Source organism: Micromonospora sp. NPDC048894, assembly GCF_040649765.1.
GTDB classification, from domain to species: domain Bacteria; phylum Actinomycetota; class Actinomycetes; order Mycobacteriales; family Micromonosporaceae; genus Micromonospora; species Micromonospora antibiotica.
This window is the reverse complement of record NZ_JBEZFY010000001.1, coordinates 18,281-36,211: the sequence shown is the minus strand read 5'-3', so window position 1 is coordinate 36,211 and position 17,931 is coordinate 18,281. Positions and strand designations below refer to the sequence as shown.

Annotated in this window: 13 protein-coding genes and 1 pseudogene; 11 read left to right on the top strand and 3 right to left on the bottom strand. The window is 69.1% G+C overall.

Translation table 11 applies throughout. From position 1 onward, the window contains the following. Positions 1-18 precede the first annotated feature (18 nt). From AB0C22_RS00155 to AB0C22_RS00135, 5 genes and pseudogenes are all read left to right on the top strand, one after another. Positions 19-1,518 carry a glycosyltransferase 87 family protein gene (locus AB0C22_RS00155; protein ID WP_219465365.1) on the top strand — a complete coding sequence of 500 codons (1,500 nt, stop codon included), beginning with the start codon at positions 19-21 and terminating at the stop codon, positions 1,516-1,518. 323 nt (positions 1,519-1,841) lie between these two features. Continuing rightward, positions 1,842-3,068, top strand: a pseudogene (istA, locus tag AB0C22_RS00150) (IS21 family transposase). Then, on the top strand, positions 3,068-3,859 hold the full coding sequence (istB, locus tag AB0C22_RS00145) for an IS21-like element helper ATPase IstB (protein ID WP_357533320.1): 792 nt from the start codon (positions 3,068-3,070) through the stop codon (positions 3,857-3,859). The pseudogene istA and the gene istB overlap by 1 nt, the downstream one beginning before the upstream one ends. A gap of 32 nt (positions 3,860-3,891) precedes the next feature. After that, positions 3,892-6,441, top strand: a complete 2,550-nt coding sequence (locus AB0C22_RS00140) for a hypothetical protein (RefSeq protein WP_357532663.1) — start codon at positions 3,892-3,894, stop codon at positions 6,439-6,441. Positions 6,442-6,473: 32 nt separating this feature from the next. Continuing rightward, positions 6,474-6,920: a hypothetical protein gene (locus tag AB0C22_RS00135; protein WP_219465362.1), complete on the top strand. Its 447-nt coding sequence runs from the start codon at positions 6,474-6,476 to the stop codon at positions 6,918-6,920. Positions 6,921-6,956: 36 nt separating this feature from the next. On the opposite strand, the gene AB0C22_RS00130 is transcribed toward AB0C22_RS00135, so the two are convergent. Together AB0C22_RS00130 and AB0C22_RS00125 are read right to left on the bottom strand one after the other, a co-directional pair. Further along, positions 6,957-9,131 carry a hypothetical protein gene (locus tag AB0C22_RS00130; protein WP_357532661.1) on the bottom strand — a complete coding sequence of 725 codons (2,175 nt, stop codon included), beginning with the start codon at positions 9,129-9,131 and terminating at the stop codon, positions 6,957-6,959. Positions 9,132-9,359: 228 nt separating this feature from the next. After that, positions 9,360-10,142: a deoxyribonuclease IV gene (locus AB0C22_RS00125; RefSeq protein ID WP_208565149.1), complete on the bottom strand. Its 783-nt coding sequence runs from the start codon at positions 10,140-10,142 to the stop codon at positions 9,360-9,362. A 540-nt stretch (positions 10,143-10,682) separates the two neighbouring features. Here AB0C22_RS00125 and rpsF point away from each other — a divergent pair. The 4 genes from rpsF (at position 10,683) to rplI (ending at position 12,331) form a co-directional block, all read left to right on the top strand. After that, complete coding sequence (gene rpsF, locus AB0C22_RS00120; protein WP_067301247.1) at positions 10,683-10,973, top strand: 30S ribosomal protein S6; 291 nt, start codon at positions 10,683-10,685, stop codon at positions 10,971-10,973. 79 nt (positions 10,974-11,052) lie between these two features. Beyond that, positions 11,053-11,589 (top strand): single-stranded DNA-binding protein, encoded by a 537-nt coding sequence (locus tag AB0C22_RS00115; protein ID WP_208565148.1) that lies wholly within the window; start codon positions 11,053-11,055, stop codon positions 11,587-11,589. Positions 11,590-11,630: 41 nt separating this feature from the next. Beyond that, positions 11,631-11,870, top strand: a complete 240-nt coding sequence (gene rpsR, locus AB0C22_RS00110) for a 30S ribosomal protein S18 (RefSeq protein WP_007073789.1) — start codon at positions 11,631-11,633, stop codon at positions 11,868-11,870. A 14-nt stretch (positions 11,871-11,884) separates the two neighbouring features. After that, positions 11,885-12,331: a 50S ribosomal protein L9 gene (gene rplI, locus AB0C22_RS00105; protein WP_208565147.1), complete on the top strand. Its 447-nt coding sequence runs from the start codon at positions 11,885-11,887 to the stop codon at positions 12,329-12,331. Positions 12,332-12,516: 185 nt separating this feature from the next. Here the strand turns inward: rplI and AB0C22_RS00100 are convergent, their stop codons facing one another. Then, positions 12,517-14,256 carry a hypothetical protein gene (locus AB0C22_RS00100; protein WP_357532659.1) on the bottom strand — a complete coding sequence of 580 codons (1,740 nt, stop codon included), beginning with the start codon at positions 14,254-14,256 and terminating at the stop codon, positions 12,517-12,519. Positions 14,257-14,664: 408 nt separating this feature from the next. Here AB0C22_RS00100 and dnaB point away from each other — a divergent pair, with 408 nt between their 5' ends. Together dnaB and AB0C22_RS00090 are read left to right on the top strand one after the other, a co-directional pair. Continuing rightward, positions 14,665-16,983 carry a replicative DNA helicase gene (gene dnaB / locus AB0C22_RS00095; RefSeq protein WP_357533318.1) on the top strand — a complete coding sequence of 773 codons (2,319 nt, stop codon included), beginning with the start codon at positions 14,665-14,667 and terminating at the stop codon, positions 16,981-16,983. 212 nt (positions 16,984-17,195) lie between these two features. Next, positions 17,196-17,909, top strand: a complete 714-nt coding sequence (locus AB0C22_RS00090) for a hypothetical protein (protein ID WP_357532657.1) — start codon at positions 17,196-17,198, stop codon at positions 17,907-17,909. Positions 17,910-17,931: the final 22 nt, after the last annotated feature.

Here is a 17,931-nt window from a genome sequence, read left to right as displayed (position 1 = left end):
AGGGCAGGATGCATTCTCATGAGCACCCAGCCGACGACCGGCATCGACGACGCCGGGAGCAGCGACCACCCGTCCCGATCGGACGGCTTCGTCCGGGGCGTCTCCGAGGCGATCGGCGGGCCGCTCGGCGACCACGCCGTCGCCGTCGACCGGCCCGCCGGCCGGGAGAGCCGGTTCTGGACGGCGGCCCGGATCGTGCTGGCCCTGGCCTGCCTGACCCTCGCCCTGCACTGGGTGCAGAAGGCGCCCTGCCAGAACGGCGCCTGGCAGAACAACATCCAGTACACCCGGATGTGCTACACCGACGTGTTGGCCCTCTATTACGCCGAGGGCCTGCACGAGGGCAAGGTCCCCTACCGGGACCACCCGGTGGAATACCCGGTGCTCACCGGCTACATGATGGGCGCCCTCGGCCTGCCGGTGCACGCCGTCGGGGTCGACGACCCGACGATCAACCAGGGCCGGTGGTTCTACAACGCCAATGCGTTGGCCCTCAGCGCGCTCGCTGTCGCCACCGCCGCGGTGATCCTCGCCCTGCGCCGCCGACGACCCTGGGACGCGGCACTCTTCGCGCTGGCCCCGGCGCTGTTCCTCACCGCCACCGTCAACTGGGACTTCCTCGCCATCGGGCTGGCCGCTCTCGGGCTGGCCGCCTGGGCGAAACGACAACCCGTACTGGCCGGCATCCTGCTCGGACTGGGCGGTGCGGCGAAGATGTGGCCGCTGTTCCTGCTCGGCCCGATCCTGATCCTCGGCCTGCGCGCGAATCGGCTGCGGGCCGCGTTCACCGCCGTCGCCACCGGCCTGGTCGCGCTGGTCGCGGTGAACCTGCCGACGGCGATCCGCTACCCGGACAACTGGGGGCGGTTCTTCGACCTGAACACCACACGGCCCATCGACTGGGGCACGCTGTGGTACATCGGGCGGTACCTCGACGGCAAGGTGAACACCGGCGCCCCCGGCGACCAGGGCCCGTTCCAGTGGCTGAACGGCAACATCCCCACCCTCAACAACCTGTCGTACGCCCTGTTCGGGTTGGCCTGCATCGGCGTGGCCGTGCTGACCCTGCGGGCACCCCGCCGGCCCCGGCTGGCCCAGCTCGCCTTCCTCGTGGTGGCTGCCTTCCTGATCTTCAGCAAGGTCTGGTCGCAGCAGTTCGTGCTCTGGCTGCTGCCGCTGGCGGTGCTCGCCCGACCCCGCTGGGGGGCCTTCCTCGCCTGGCAGTTCGCCGAGGTGTGCTACTTCGTCGCCTTCTACGGCGAACTGCTCGGCTCGGCCACCAGTCGGCCGGTCTTCCCCGAGGGCGTCTTCGTGCTCGCCTCGTCGCTGCGGCTCGGCACGGTGGTGGTGCTCTGCGTCCTGATCGTCAAGGACATCCTGCACCCGGAGCGGGACGCGGTGCGCCAGACCTACCTCGACGACCCGGACGGCGGCGTGTTCGACGGTGCCCCCGACGCTCCCTGGCTGGCCAAGCTCCGGGGAAGAACCGAACTCCGGGCTGTCGTGCAGGATCGGTAGTGGAGCGGTGTCCTACCTGAGAGACGCTTCTCGCAGGCGAGCGTGAGGAGGGCTTTGTGGATGGCGGCCTGGATCTCCCACCTGCCATCGCCCGACGCCGCGTCGGCCACGGCTGCGGCCTCGGCGCACGACGATGAGTCGTCGAGTAGGCCACCGCACTGTTGCACTGGTTCCGCCGCCTCCGCATCCGCTGTGATTCCTTCGCCCGATGATGCCGCGCTTACGACCAACGATCTGCATTCCGGCGTCCGAGTGTCGGCTCCGCCTGAAAACTGACCACGTGGTTCCGGCTGAATCGGGACCACCTCCTGAAGCATCGGGAGGTGCTGAACGTGGAGGACTGGGCGGAGATCCGGCGGCTGCGTCGGTCGGAGGGCATGGCGATCCAGGCCATCGCACGGCGGTTGAGGATGTCTCGCAACACCGTGAAGAAGGCCCTGGCCAGTGATGGGCCGCCGCGGTATCGGCGGGCGGCGAAGGGCTCGATCGTGGATGCCGTCGAGCCGCAGATCAGGGCATTGTTAGCGGAGTTCCCGGACATGCCCTCGACGGTGATCATGGAACGGGTTGGGTGGACCCGGGGCAAGACGGTGTTCTGCGATCGGGTGCAGCAGTTGCGGCCGTTGTTCCGGCGTCCCGATCCGGCCCAGCGCACTGACTATCTGCCGGGTGAACTGGCGCAGTGTGACCTGTGGTTTCCGCCGGCGGACGTGGCGTTGGGCTTTGGGCAGGTCGGCAGGCCGCCGGTGCTGGTGATGGTGTCGGGGTATTCGCGGTGGCTGTCGGCGTTGATGATCCCGTCGCGGTAGTCACCGGACCTGATGGCGGGGCACTGGACGTTGATCTCCGGCTGGGACCGGACGCCCAAGGCGTTGGTGTGGGACAACGAGTCCGCGGTCGGGCAGTGGCGGGCCGGTAGGCCGCAGCTGACCGAGACGATGAACGCCTTCCGCGGCACCCTCGGCATCAAGGTGATCCAGTGCCGGCCGGCGGACCCGGAAGCCAAGGGTTTGGTCGAGCGGGCCAACGGCTACCTCGAGACGTCGTTCCTGCCCGGGCGCCGGTTCGGCTCACCGCAGGACTTCAACACCCAGCTCGCCGAGTGGCTGGTGCGGGCGAACAACCGCCAACACCGGGCGTTGGGCTGCCGCCCGGCCGAGCGGTGGGACGCCGACCGGGACGCGATGCTGTCGCTGCCGCCAGTGGCACCGGTGGTTGGCTGGCGACAGACCACGCGGCTGCCCCGAGATCACTACGTGCGTCTGGACAGCAACGACTACTCGGTGCATCCCTCGGTCGTCGGGCGTCGTGTCGACATCACCGCTGACGCCGATCGGGTGCAGGTGTTCTGCGACAGCCGCCAGGTCGCCCGACACGACCGCTGCTGGGCCAAGCATCAGAGCACTACCGACCCCGCTCACCGCCAGGCCGCCGCCGATCTGCGCACTGCCGCCCGACAAGCGCCGGCACCGGCAGCCGCCGCCGAGGTCGAGCAGCGGCGACTCAGCGACTACGACCAAATGTTCGGCCTGAACGAGGTGGCTGCGTGATGGCCACCAAAACCAGCAACCGCAACATCTCCTCCGAGATCGCGTTCCTCAGCCGCGCACTGAAAGCACCCTCCCTCGCCGCGTCGGTGCAACGCCTCGCCGAGCGGGCCCGGGCGGAGTCGTGGACGCATGAGGAGTTCCTCGCCGCCTGCCTGCAACGCGAAGTCGCCGCCCGGGAAGCCCACGGCGGTGACGGCCGGATCCGAGCTGCCCGCTTCCCGGCCCGCAAGAGTCTCGAGGAGTTCGACTACGAGCACCAACGATCGTTGAAGCGGGAGACCATCGCTCACCTCGGCACCCTGGACTTCGTGGCGTCGAAAGAGAACGTCGTGTTCTTGGGCCCGCCCGGCACCGGCAAAACCCACCTGTCCATCGGCCTTGGGATCCGGGCCTGCCAGGCCGGCCACCGCGTCGCGTTCGCCACCGCCGCCCAATGGGTGTCCGGCCTCGCCGACGCCCACCACGCCGGGCGCCTGCAAGACGAACTGGTCAAACTCGGCCGGATCCCACTGATGATCGTCGACGAAGTCGGCTACATCCCCTTCGAAGCCGAAGCCGCGAACCTGTTCTTCCAACTCGTCTCCAACCGCTACGAACGAGCCTCGCTGATCGTCACCAGCAACAAGCCCTTCGGCCGCTGGGGCGAAGTCTTCGGCGATGACGTCGTCGCCGCAGCCATGATCGACCGCCTCGTCCACCACGCCGAGGTCATCTCGATGAAGGGCGACAGCTACCGACTCAAAGACCGCGACCTCGGCCGCGTCCCACCGGCCACCAAGACCAACGACTAAAGATCAACCAACCCGAGGTGGTCCACCTCGGGATGCCCGCATACACCCCGCAGGGCCTCTTCCCCCCGCACACCCTGCTCGGCGGTGGACGGGTCCCGGCCCAGGTGATGCTCGGCATCGCGGCTCAGGAGTCGAACATGTGGCAGGCCTCGCGAAACGCCCTGCCCGGGGTCACCGGTAATCCACTGATCGGCAACTACTACGGCCTGGAAATCTACAATGCCGGGACTGCCGACGACTGGGACGTGCACTGGGACAAGGCGGACTGTGGCTACGGCGTCACCCAGCTCACCGACGGCATGCGCTTGGCCGGGCACCCCAAACCCGGCGAGGTGCTGCTGCCGTACGACTCCCAGCGGGCGGTGGCGCTCGACTTCGCCGCGAATGTAGCGGCGGGCCTGCGTGTGCTTCAGGACAAGTGGAACCAGACCCGGAGCGCCTCGTTGATCATCAACGACGGGAACCCCGCCGGCTTGGAGAACTGGTTCTACGCCCTCTGGGCGTACAACTCGGGCCTGCATCCCAACCTCGGCACCGGCGAGCCATGGGGTCTCGGCTGGGGCAACAATCCGGCGAACCCGCGGTACCGGCCGGACCGCCGACCGTTCCTTGAAGACAGCTACGCCGACGCGGCCAAGCCGCAGTTCTGGCCCTATCAGGAGAAGGTGCTGGGATTCGCCGGGCATCCGCCGAACCTGCTGGAGGGGCCGGATACCTTCGTGGCCGGCTTCCGGGCTGCCTGGTGGAGCACCGTCGAGGACCGGGAGAAGGTCAAGCCGCCGGTGAACTTGTTCTGTGACGCGTCCAACGACTGTCATCCTGGGGAGCTGCACACCCCGGACGATCCGGACGTGGTGGGTGAGCCGGCCGGGCCGTGTGCGCATCGCAACGCGGCAGGCAAGTACGACCTGGTGTGCTGGTTCCACAAATCGGTCAACTGGAAGGGGAGCAGTCAGCTCGGCAATGAGGTGCTGCGCTTCGATCCCGGCTACGCATACCAGGACGACGCGACAACCTATCTGCCGAAGTGTGATCTGACCGGCCTGCCGACGGGCAGCCTGGTGATCGACGATGTGCCCGGGGGTACTCCACCCGTCCGTGCGGGTTGTACGAACAGTTGGACCAATTCCGGCACCTTCGGGCTGAGCTTCGCTACCGACTCCGTGGGAAATCTGCCCTCCAAGGTCGACTTCCATCAGATCGGTGGTGGCTTCGGTGGACACTTCTGGTTCGCCCATACCTGGGCTCCAGGTGATCTGGGCGGCAAGATGAAGGTCGCTGGCACCTGGACCCTCAACCAGGCGGTCACCGGTTGGGCGCGGGTGATGGTGCATATTCCGGATCACGGCGCGCACACCCGGCAAGCCACCTACGAGATCGACCTCGGGCAGGGATTCGGGGCTGGTAAGAAGCGGGTCGTCCTGCAACGGGTGCAGAGCAATCAATGGGTGTCGCTCGGGGTGTTCAAGTTCACCGGAACGCCGAAGGTGCGGCTGACCAACGACGCGTATGACGGAACCGGGGACGAGGATGTGGCGTGGGATGCCATCGCGATCCAGAAGTTGACAGCCAAGCCCCGCCACCAGGTCGTTTCTCTGGGTGATTCGTACTCGTCGGGTGAGGGGGTCTCAAGCTCGAACGGGTCCGACTATTACCGGGAGACCGACTACAAGCAGATCGTCAACGACGAGGTTCGCTATCAGGACGTCTGCCACCGGTCCCGGTCCGCCTGGTCCCGGTTGGCGAAATTCTCCGACAGTACGTCAAGCATCGGCTCCCGTTCGGACGGTTGGGATCCGAACCTGGATTATCAGTTCCTCGCCTGTTCCGGTGCTCAGACGGAGCAGCTGCTTCCCGGCTACACCGTCCCAGCCGGGCAGCCGTTGCCGACGAATGCGTGGGGCGAGGCGGCCGAATACCATTCAGGTGAGATGTCGCAGCTCGACCGAGGTTTTCTGGACGAGAACACCACGTTGGTGACACTGTCGATCGGCGGTAATGATGCCCGCTTCGCCAATGTGCTCCAGTTCTGTTTCCTGAACAGCTTTAACTGCGACACCGACACCTATCCCGGTGACACCAAGCCGCTTGCTGCGCAGGTCAAGGCAGACATCGAGGGGCCAGTGAAGCAGTCCATCAAAACAGTATTACGAGAGATCCACAAGAAGGCGCCAAGTGCGCAGATCATGCTAATGGGCTATCCGAAGCTGTTCGAGGACACCGGGCCACTCTGCATGCCCGAGATCAGCGACGGGGAGCGGAAGTGGTTGAATAACACGGCCATGCTGCTGGCTTCGGTAATGGGCCTCGCCACGACTGAAGCCAGCTCGGAGGGCATCCCCACTTATTTCGGTGATCCCACCTTTGCGTTCTCCGGTCATGGTGTCTGTGCTCAGACGGAGGAAATCCACAGGGTGGTTTACACCCTGACTCCGGGCGAGAATGGGGAGTTACTGGACGAGCTGCCGGAAAGCTGGAACAAGTACGGCATTTCGCAGCAATCATTCCATCCCAACCTAGGCGGCTCTAACCGCTATGCTTCGGTGATGAATCACGTCGTCGTCGATTTCATGGGCCTGTGATCAGAGCTTTCCGAGCGGTGCCGGTGGGGAGGATGCTCCTCCTCGCCGGCACCGCCCTGCTCTGCCTCACCAGCTGTGGTCTCGACTCCGAGGCGCGGGCGGTCGACACGGCGACCGACTCGGTGCGGTCCCGCGCCGAACTGGCCCGGCGTACCGCTGTCGCAGTCCTCGCCGACCCGCACACTGCCGAGCGTGACCCGGCAGGCCAGCTGGCCGCTCTGGCCGGGTCGGTGGGCACCACAGAACGTTTCGGCACGGTCTTCGCCAGCCGGTCCTCCCCTGATGAGCGGCTGGAAGTGGACGTCTACTACGACGGGACCGCCAACGGCGGTGGATTCGTCGCCGCCGAGGTTCACGTCCGGCTCTGTGTGCGGTTGGCTGGCGTCGCCGAGAAGGACCCTCAGGTGACGATGACCGATACCGCCTGCCCCGGGATCCCCGACGGGTCCGACCGCCGAATCGTGAAGCTCACTGATTAGAAGCCTCCGCTGTGCCGTGCCGACGGGAGCAGGTGCTCAGAGACGGAACACGACGGCGTTGCCGACCTGCTGACGGGTGATGCCCAACTGCTCGACCGGCGCATCCACCGTCACCTCCCACGGCGTACCGACGATCTGGTCCCGCAGCACCACCACGTTGCGTACGCCGAGGGTGCGCAGGTAGTCGACGCTGGTCTGGTCGGGGAAGGCCGCCGTCACCCGACGGACGTCGTCGAGCTGCTTCGGGGTGAAGCCGCTGCCGCCGTTGACCACCTGCTGGAAGCGGCTGGTCGACCAGAGCATCACCGGCTGGTCCTGGTTCTGGCTGCTGGGCAGCACCAGCAGCGGACCGTCCACCGTGCGCATCGCCGCCGGCTGCTCCGGCACCACCGGGTGCGGTGTGGTGTTCAACCCCTCCACGACCACCAGCAGCAGCGGCAGCAGGGTGGCCACGCGCAGCCACGGTGACGGCCGGGAGGGCACCCGCTCGGTGCTCAGCTCGCGGACCCGCTGGGCGAAGGCGCTCACCGCACCGGCGGCCAGCAGGCCGAGCAGCAGCGTCGTCCAGAGCATCATCCGACCGGGCGTACGCAGACCGTTGAAGCCCGGCAGGTGGTCGAAGAGCGGCGCATAGGTGAAGGTGCCGTCGAAGAACCGGGTGCCCATCGCCAGCACCATGGTGACCAGCACCCCGGCCAGCATGAACAGCCGGTGCCGCAGCCGCCACACCGAGAGGAACAGCCCGCCGGCCGCCAGCGCGTACAGCACGAAGCCCGGCAGCAGGGTCATCTCCGGATGCCAGGGCAGCGCCGCCCGCGCCCCCTCGTGCAACCCACCCCAGATCCACGACTCGCCGGGCGCGGTGAAGAAGCCGCTCGCCGGTGGTGAGTAGACACCGATGTCGCCGATCGTCCGTTCCGCGTTGGGGTGCAGCTCGGCGACCTTGAAGTACGGCACCGCCAGCAGCGCGCCGACGGCGGCGAAGAGGAGCCCGCCGACCAGGTCGGCCACGAACAGCCGCCGCCCGAAGGGCCGCCGCCCCTGCCGCCGCCGCCAGAACCACACCACCGCCGAGACCAGCAGGATGACCGCGAGGACGTACGCGAAGACCAGGCCGATGCCGAAGCCCAGGCTGAGCTGCCAGGCCGCGACCGCCCACCCGGCGTACGCCCAGCCGACCCGGCGGCGTTCGGGGCGGTAGCCGTGCCGCAGCGACCAGCCGTGTCCCCGGGCCAGCATGGCCAGCGCCAACGGGATACCGCCGTTGGAGACGATGTGCAGGTGACCGGCCTGGGCGAGCAGCCACGGCGCGTACGTGTAGCTGACCCCGGCGACGGCCGACCCGATCCGTCCCGCGCCCAACTGCCGGGCCAGCACGTACGCCCCGAAGGTGGCCATCGCGTGCGCCAGCACGAACATGATGTTGTAGCGGAGCACGGCGGCGTCCGGGCCGGTGCCGAGTAGACCGACCGGGGCGTACCCGAGCAGCATGTCGGAGAAGGCGAAGCTCCACGGCTCCGGGAAGAACGTGTTGGACTGGAACAGCTGCCCCGGGTCGGTCCGCAGGGCATGCCCGGACCAGGCCATCTGCCAGGCCTGGAGGCTCGGGTCCCAGTAGTCCTGGGGGAGCGTGTAGAGCGGGTAGCGCAGGGTCGGCCAGGTCATCCCCACGGCCAGCGTGAGCGAGCCGAGGACGGCGAGCGTCCACTCGTGCACCAGGAACCGGCCGGTGGCGTGGGCTGCCCGGACGGGGCGGCCGGGCACCGGTTCGGGCGCGGGCGCGAACGAGGTCCACGGATCGGCCTCGGCCGCCGGCTCCTGCTGCTCCGCTTCGCCCCCGGCCGGCCCGTCACCCCGGCTCTTCCCGGCTTCGTCTTTCTCGGCCCTGCTTCTCCTGAGCCGGTCTTTCCAGGTCCTGGGCTTCGCAGCCGGGTCGATCGTCGTGCCGGCCTGGTCGGCTGCCACCGCGATCGTCGTGCCCTGGTCGGCTGCCACCGCGATCGTCGTGCCCTGGTCGGCTGCCACTGCGGTCGGTGTGCCGGCCCGGTCGGTCGCCACCGTGGTCGGCGCTGCGGCCTTCTCCGTGGTCGTCCCGGCCGGCTGGGCCTTCGCCCCGGTCGGCCCGGGGTCGGCCCCGGCCTTCCCGCCGCCGGCCCTCCCACCCTCGGCCCGGCTCTCGTCGGCTACCGGGCCGCCCTCGGCGGGCTCCACGCCGGCTCCGTCGGCCTGCAAGTCGGGTCCGCCCGGCTCACCGCCCGACCCGGCTGGCTGCGGGTCGGGTCCGGTGGCCGGGGGCGGGGGCGGGTCGTTCCTGCCCGGCTCCGAGCTGTCCCGCGCGTCGGGTGCCGGCCGGTCCTGCGGCGACCCGGGGGTGGGGTCCGTGCCGCCGGTCTGCCGTGGGGGTGGGCTGCCGCCCGTCGCGTTGGTGGTCATCGGCGCTCAGGCCCCCGTGCCGAGCTGCCCACGGAGGAAGGCGATGTCGGCACCCTGACCGGTCGCCCCGCCGGGGGTCTCCACGATGACCGGGGCGTCCGCCGCCCGGATCACCGCCACCAGCAGCTCCGGGTCGATGGTGCCGCCGTCGAGGTTGTCGTGCCGGTCCTGCCCGGAGTTGAACCCGCCCTTGGAGTTGTTCGCGTGCACCAGGTCGATCCGGCCGGTGATCGCCTTCACCCGGTCGACCAGGTCGAGTAGCTCCTCGCCACCGGCGTACGCGTGGCAGGTGTCGAGGCAGAAGCCCACCTCGTAGTCACCGAGGGCGTCCCAGAGCCGGGCCAGCGCGTCGAGCCGCCTGGCGCAGGCGTTGTCGCCGCCGGCGGTGTTCTCGATCAGGACCGGCACGGGGAAGCCACCGGAGTCGGCCGCGTAGGCGAAGGTCTTGCGCCAGTTGTCGAAGCCGACGGCGAGGTCGTCACCGGCATTGACGTGGCCGCCGTGCACGATCAGCCCCCGGGCGTCGAGCTGCGCCGCCGCAGTGGCGTGGGCCAGCAGGAGCTTGCGGCTGGGGATGCGGATGCGGTTGTTGAGGGTGGCCACGTTGATGACGTACGGGGCGTGCACCCAGAGGTCCACGTCGGCGGCGCGCAGCCGGTCGGCGTCCTCCCGGGGTTTCGGGGCCTTCCAGCCCTGCGGGTCGGAGAGGAAGAACTGCACCGCCTCGGCGGTACGGGTGGCCGCCTCCGCCAGCGGGTCGGCCTGGTCGACGTGGGCTCCGATACGCATGCAGGCGAGCCTACGTCCCGTCCCCGACGCCGGCTGGTGACGGTCGCGGGCAAGTCGCGCCGTCCCGCCGCCCCGGTCCGCCGCGCCGCAGGGTGCGTGGCGTCACCCGGTGACCGCGGCGATCGTTGACCGAGGTAGGGCAGTGGGACGAATAGTTGCAATTCGGCTATCACGTGACGATTGCCGTTGTACCGTCAGATAACAACAGGATGAAGCTCCGCGGGGTGTCCTCGATCCAACCTCATCGGTGTGGTCGTTCCTCCCCAGGTCCCACCCAAGGAATGCGGACGGGACGCCCCGCGGCCCCGTGGACAGGGGTCCACCGCCGGCCTTCGGGTGTCGCGGTGGGCCCCTGTCGCCCTTCCTGCCCGACCGGGTCACCCCGTCGGGTCGACCTGCCCGGGCATGATCGTCGGGGCCGGGTATTCTGGTCCGGTTGTCCGCGTCCGGTCGGGTTCCCCCGCTCCGGGACGGGCACGACGCACGACCTCCTGCCACGGAAGGACCGTGGCCGCCTAGCCCACAGGAGGTGAGCACGTCTTGCGTCATTACGAAGTAATGGTGATCCTCGACTCCAGCCTCGAGGAACGCACCGTCGCACCCTCGCTCGACACGTACCTGAACGTGATCCGGACCGCGGGTGGCTCGGTCGAGAAGACCGACGTGTGGGGCCGCCGGCGCCTCGCGTACGAGATCAACAAGAAGGCCGAGGGCATCTACGCCGTCATCGACCTTCAGGCGACGCCGGAGGCGGTGGCCGAACTCGACCGCCAGCTGCGGCTCAACGAGTCCGTGCTGCGCACCAAGGTCATCCGGCCGGAGATGCGCTAAGCATTCAACCCCGGTTCGCCCGGATCAGCCTCGTCGGTGATGTCGTACGGCTCTGCGAGTCTGTACGACGCAACGATGAGTGCGCGAGGAGTTGGTCATGGCAGGAGACACCACCATCACGGTCATCGGCAATCTGACCGATGACCCCGAGTTGCGGTTCACCCCGTCGGGTGCGGCGGTCGCCAAGTTCCGGGTCGCTTCGACGCCCCGGTTCATGGACAAGACCACCAACGAATGGAAGGACGGCGAGCCGCTCTTCCTGGCCTGCACCGTGTGGCGGCAGGCGGCGGAACACGTCGCCGAGTCGCTCCAGCGGGGCGCCCGCGTGATCGTCTCGGGTCGGCTGCGTCAGCGGTCGTACGAGACCCGCGAGGGTGAGAAGCGCACCGTCATCGAGCTCGAGGTCGACGAGATCGGCCCGTCGCTGCGCTACGCCACGGCGAAGGTGCAGAAGATGTCGCGTTCCGGTGGTGGCGGCGGTGGCTTCGGTTCCGGTGGCGGTGGCAATCAGGGCGGCGGCGGAGGCAACTTCGACGACCCCTGGGCCTCTGCTGCTCCGGCTCCCTCCTCGCGCGGTGGTTCGGGCGCCAATTTTGATGAGGAGCCACCGTTCTAATGGCGCCGAGCGCCCGCGATCGTAAACCAGGAGCACGTGCAATGGCCAAGGCTGCGGCACTTCGCAAGCCGAAGAAGAAGGTGAACCCGCTCGACAAGGACGGGATCACCTATATCGATTACAAGGACACCGCGCTGCTGCGTAAGTTCATCTCCGACCGCGGCAAGATCCGCGCTCGGCGGGTGACCGGGGTCACCTCCCAGCAGCAGCGGCAGATCGCCCGTGCGGTCAAGAACGCCCGTGAGATGGCGCTCCTGCCGTACACCGCCACGGCCCGCTGAGAGGAGGCACCGACATGAAGATCATCCTGACCCAGGAAGTTTCCGGTCTCGGTGCCCCCGGCGACATCGTCGAGGTCAAGAACGGCTACGGCCGTAACTACCTGCTGCCGCAGGGCTTCGCGATCAGCTGGACCAAGGGTGCGGAGAAACAGGTCACGGTCATCAAGCGGGCCCGCTCGGCCCGGGAGATCCGCGACCTGGGCCACGCCACCGAGGTCAAGGACCAGCTTGAGGGCCTGAAGGTCAACCTGAAGGTCCGCGCCGGCGACGGTGGCCGGCTCTTCGGCTCGGTCACCCCGGCCGAGGTCGTCGACGCCGTCAAGGCGGCCGGCGGCCCGGTCCTCGACCGTCGTCGGCTGGAGATGCCCGGTCACATCAAGTCGACCGGCGCCTACCCGGTGCGGGTCAAGCTGCACCCCGAGGTGTCCGCCAAGTTCGACCTCAACGTCGTCCAGGGCTGACCTCACCGCACAGCATCACCCGACATGGCCCGCACCGGCACCCGGTGCGGGCCAAGTCATGTCCACCGACGGCCCGGGGCTCTGCGGCGGCGTCCCTTCACCCCTGGGACCGTCGACCGCACACCACCCCAAGCCAGGCTCGGCGGCACCGCGCGGCGCCACCGACGCCGGAAGCTCCGCGCAGGTCAGCCGATCGGCTGACCGGTGATCGCGCTGATCAACACGGTGGACAGGCCACCACCCACCACCGCCGCCGCCAACGCCACCGTCGCCGGCCGCCAGGTCGTCCCCACCCGGCGCAGCAGGACCGCCACCACCAGACTGCTCAGCAGCGACAGCCCGAACCGGGGTGCCCCCGCGACCAGGGAACCGAAGGCGTGCGCCCGGGGCGGTTCACACCCGCCGCCGCTGATGTCCGTGACACAGCCGGCCGGTGGCTGACCGTCCAGGGTCAACAGCCACAGAAACACCAGCACCGCCGGCACCAGGTAGCAGGCGGCGGTGTAGACCAGCGGGCGCAGCGGGCCACCCGGGTCCGGGTCGAGCAGGTCGTCCTCCAGGCGGCGGCTCCACGAACCGGCACCCACCGATCCGATCCGGTCCCGCAGTGCGGCCGTCGCCACCGACCGGCCCGACGCCGGCTCGGCCCGACGCCGGGGCACCGGCCGGGGCCTCGGTGCCGTGTAACCCACCACCGGAGAGCGGGGTGCCGAGGTCGGTGGGTCCATCCACCGGGGATCGTCGCCGGCCAGCCGGGTGCCCGACCAGAACCCCTCCGGCTGCTCACCCCACGGCCAGCCCTCGCCACCCGTCACCGGCTGCGAGGACCGGGGAGGCACCGACCGTTCCCACCGGTCGGCGTCGTCCCGGGCCCGGCGGCCGACACCGTCGGCGTCCCACCGGTCGGCGTCGTCCCGGCCCCAGCGGCCGTCACCGCCGGTGTCCCGGCGGCCGATCCCGCCCGTGTCCCGGCGGTCGACCTCGTCACGATCCGCGGTCACCGACCCCCACCGGCCGACACCGCCCGTGTCCCGGCGGCCGACCTCGTCACGATCTGCGGTCACCGACCCCCACCGGCCGACGTCCGTCCGGTCCCACTGCGCGGTGTCGGTGAACCGGTCCCACTGGCCGGTGTCGTCGCTCTGCTCCCACCGCGACGCCCCGCCGGGACGCTCCCAGCGGTCGTCAGCCACCGGACTCTGCCAGCTGTGCACGCCGGACGCGTCCCACGGGTCCACCGCAGGCCGGTACTCCGGCTCCGGCTCGGCGGAACGGCTCCACGGGTCGCTCGCCGGACGGCTTCCCGGGTCGGTCAACGGCCGGGCCCACGAATCGTCGGTGTTGCGCCGCCGTCGCCGGGGCGGTTGCTCAGGTACGGCCTCCACCGGCAGGTCGGAGTCGTCACCGCCGGACCAGATCACCTCGGGCCGGCGGGACGGCGACCGCCGCGGGCGAGCCGTCGGGGCGGCCCCGGAGACCGGCGCACCCTCATCGGTGTCCGCCCGCCGGCTGCCGACGTACCCCTGATCCTGCGGGCGGTCGAAAGTCCACTCCCGGGTGTGGTCGGACTCGGGGGCGGCGGCGATGGCGCGGGTTTCCCGCCGTTCGCTCTCCCGCCGCCGTCTGGCGGCACGACGACCCACCCCGGAGACCGGAGGGGCGTCGTCGTCCTCGTCGTCCGGGGCGGCATGCCGGCCACGGCCGTCGGCGTGGGCGATCCCCGACTCGACCGCCCACCGGGGCAGGTAGGCGTCGACGGGCTCCTCCTGGCCACGCTCGACCGCCCGGCGGCGGCTCGGCGTGCGGTAGCGGTCCGTCGAGGAGTGTGAAGCTGACAGGACCGGGTCGCCGAGGTCGTCCCACGGGGCGATCGGCTGACGCTCGCGCGGGTTGCCCTCCCCGCGCTCCCAGTCCCGGTAACTCACGGCCGGAGCGTGACCCTTCTCAACCGAAAGTGCAATCCGCTGTCCAGGTGTAGCCGTTTCGCAGAGATAGTACGGGAAGACCGACCCAAGAGCCTTACCAGAAATTATTCGTCCACAGGGTGGGGACAAAGAAACACCAGGTCAGAGCCGTGGAGCCCGGATTTCCTCCACAGTTTTCCACAGGCTGTGCACACGCTGCGCACATGGTTGTCCACTCGCGTCCACAGGTTGTCCCGAGGCTCATCCACCGCGCCGGTTGAGGGTCTGACCTCGGGGTCCGTATCGTGGGGCACCGACCGGTCGCGCGATGGCCCCCCGATCGACCCGACCGGCAGGTGGCACACCACCGGCGTACCGCTGGGGCCAGCTCGACGCTGTGGAGGGGGAACCGTGTCGGTCACCGACGACATGCGGGCGGAGCCCCGGGCAGCGGGGCAGTCGTCCGCCCCGCCGCCCCGCGACGGCCAGTTCGACAAGACCCCACCCCAGGACGTGGCCGCCGAGCAGTGCGTCCTCGGCGGCATGCTGCTCTCCAAGGACGCGATCGCCGACGTCGTCGAGATCCTCAAGTCGACCGACTTCTACCGGCCCGTCCACGCCACCATCTTCGACGCGATCCTCGACATCTACGGGCGCGGTGAGCCGGCCGACGGCATCACCGTCGCGGCGGCCCTCGCCGACTCGGGGGACCTCGCCCGGGTCGGCGGCGCCCCCTACCTGCACACCTGCATGGCGGCCGTCCCGACGGCGGCGAACGCCTCCTACTACGCCCGGATCGTCGGCGAACGCGCGGTGCTGCGCCGGCTGGTCGAGGCGGGCACCCGGATCGTGCAGCTCGGCTACGGCACCGCCGCCGGGGGCAGCCGCGACGTCGACGACGTCGTCGACCTGGCCCAGCAGGCGGTCTACGAGATCACCGAACGGCGGGTCAGCGAGGACTTCGCGATCCTCGCCGACATGCTCCAGCCCACCCTCGACGAGATCGAGGCGGTCGGCGCGCAGGGCGGCGTGATGACCGGGGTGCCGACCGGCTTCACCGACCTGGACCGGCTGCTCAACGGCCTGCACCCGGGGCAGCTCATCATCGTGGCCGGCCGGCCCGGTCTCGGCAAGGCGCTCGCCCTGGACACGCCGCTGCCCACCCCCGACGGCTGGACCACGATGGGTGAGGTCGAGGTCGGCGACCGGTTGCTCGCCGCCGACGGTACGCCGACCACGGTCACCGCCGCGTTCGCCGTGATGCACGGGCGTCCCTGCTACGAGGTCGAGTTCTCCGACGGCAGCGTGATCGTCGCCGACGCCGAGCACCTGTGGCAGACCAGCACCCGGACGTGGGCCCTCGCGCCGGCAGGCGGCATACCGGCAGACGCAGCTCAGGGCCCCGCCGAGGCCGGCTACGGCGTAGTCACCACGGCGCAGATCGCGGCGACGCTGCGTACCGGCCCGGAGGGAAGCCCCCGCCACGCCGTCGCCACCTGCGCCCCCCTGCAACTGCCCGAGCGGGCGGTGCCCATCCCCCCGTACGGCCTGGGTGGCTGGCTCGGCGACGGCCGGGCCGACCCGGGTCATCTCGCCGGGTCCTTCCTGGCGACGCTGCGGGAGATCGGCGTCCTCGCGGACAAGCACATCCCCCGGGACTACCTGCGCGGCTCCGAGGCGCAACGTCGGGCGCTGCTCGCCGGGTTGATGGACACCGCCGGCACCCTCACCCCGACCGGCGACCTCCGGTACACCTCGATCTCGCGTCGGCTGACCGGTGACGTGCGGGAACTCGTGGTGGGTCTCGGGTACCGCTGCACGGTCACCGAGCGGCCGGCACCCGGTCGGACCGGGACGACGTACACGGTCGCCTTCGCCACCCAGGACGCCGTCTTCCGCCGCGAGCCCAGGGCGTCCGCCGAGGCCGTCCGCCCACGCACCGACCCGGGTGTCCGGTACGTGGTGGACGTGCGGCCGGTGGCCAGCGTGCCGGTGCGGTGCGTGACCGTCGACAACCCGGACCATCTCTACCTGGCCGGCCGGTCGATGATCCCCACCCACAACAGCACGGCCAGCATGGACTTCGCCCGCAACGCGGCGATCCGGGCCAACCAGGCCGCCGCCATCTTCTCGCTGGAAATGAGCAAGGTCGAGATCGTCATGCGGCTGCTCTCGGCCGAGGCGCGGGTCCCGCTGCACGTGCTGCGCAGCGGGCAGCTCTCCGACGACGACTGGACCAAGCTGGCCCGCTGCATGGGTGAGATCAGCGAGGCGCCGCTGTTCGTGGACGACACGCCGAGCATGAACCTGATGGAGATCCGGGCGAAGGCGCGGCGGCTCAAGCAGAAGCACGATCTCAAGATGATCGTCGTCGATTATCTCCAGCTGATGACCTCACCGAAGCGCACCGAGAGCCGTCAGCAGGAGGTCGCGGACCTGTCCCGTGGCCTCAAGCTGCTGGCCAAGGAGGTCGAGTGCCCGGTGATCGCGGTCAGCCAGCTCAACCGTGGCCCCGAGCAACGCACCGACAAGCGACCCCAATTGTCCGATTTGCGCGAATCTGGCTCGATCGAACAAGATGCTGACGTCGTCATCCTGTTGCACCGCGACGACTACTACGACAAGGAGTCGCCGCGCGCCGGAGAGGCGGATTTCATAATCGCCAAGCACAGGAATGGTCCGACCGATAGTATAACGGTCGCGGCCCAGCTTCATCTCTCTCGATTCGTCGATATGGCTATCGGATGACCGGGGCCGGGAGGTAACTCGCCGGTGAGCGGCGACGAGACGTGGTCGTACGTGCGGAGAGCGGGGAGAGCATCACGAGTATCGCCCTGCGTTACGGGGTGACAAGGCAGGCGATCCGAGGGATGCTCCGTCGTTGTGGCGTACCTGCGCGTCGGACCGGGAGGCTGACGGATGCGCAGCGGGAGGAAGTGATAAATCGATTTCTCAACGGAGTGAGCCTCGGGCAGATCGCCACCGAGTTCAGCGTCACGGTTCCGTCTGTTCGCGGCCTGATCTCCCGCCGAGGAATCAATATCCCATCAGTCTCGGAGGGTTTGCGGCATGATGCCTTCGACAGCCTGACGCCTGATTCCTGCTACTGGATCGGGTTCCTGTTCGCTGACGGATGTGTCAGCTACCGGCCAGGTCACCTGCCGCAGATATCGATAGGGCTGGCTGAGCGAGACCGAGGCCAGTTGGTCGCGCTGCGGGATTATCTGGGCTGTGGTAACAGCATCTCCCAAACAAATCCGACCCAAGGATCGTGTCAGTTCTCCGTGCGTTCGCGGAGCTTGGCGGACCGGCTCATCGAATTGGGCAGATACGATGATTCCATCGACGAGCGGTTGGTCGTCTCGCGCGACTTCTGGCGTGGTGTCGTCGATGGTGACGGCTCGCTGGGGATCTACAAGAGGGCAGCCCCGAGCGGTCGAACCTTTGCTCAGTTCAGAGTGGTCGGAAGACGACATGTCATGACCGCATTCGTTTCTTTCCTCGAAAGTAGCGGCATCAGTGGTCTGTCGGTGCGTCCACACAAGAGTATCTGCACTGTCGGAACCACCTGTGGGCCGGCCGAGAGGATAGCCTCCCTCCTCTACCTCAATGCCGAACCGGCGCTGGCCCGGAAGGCGGAGATTGCCGCACAGATGATCGTCCGCCAGCGGTAGCACATCAGTTCCGTGCCCGTCG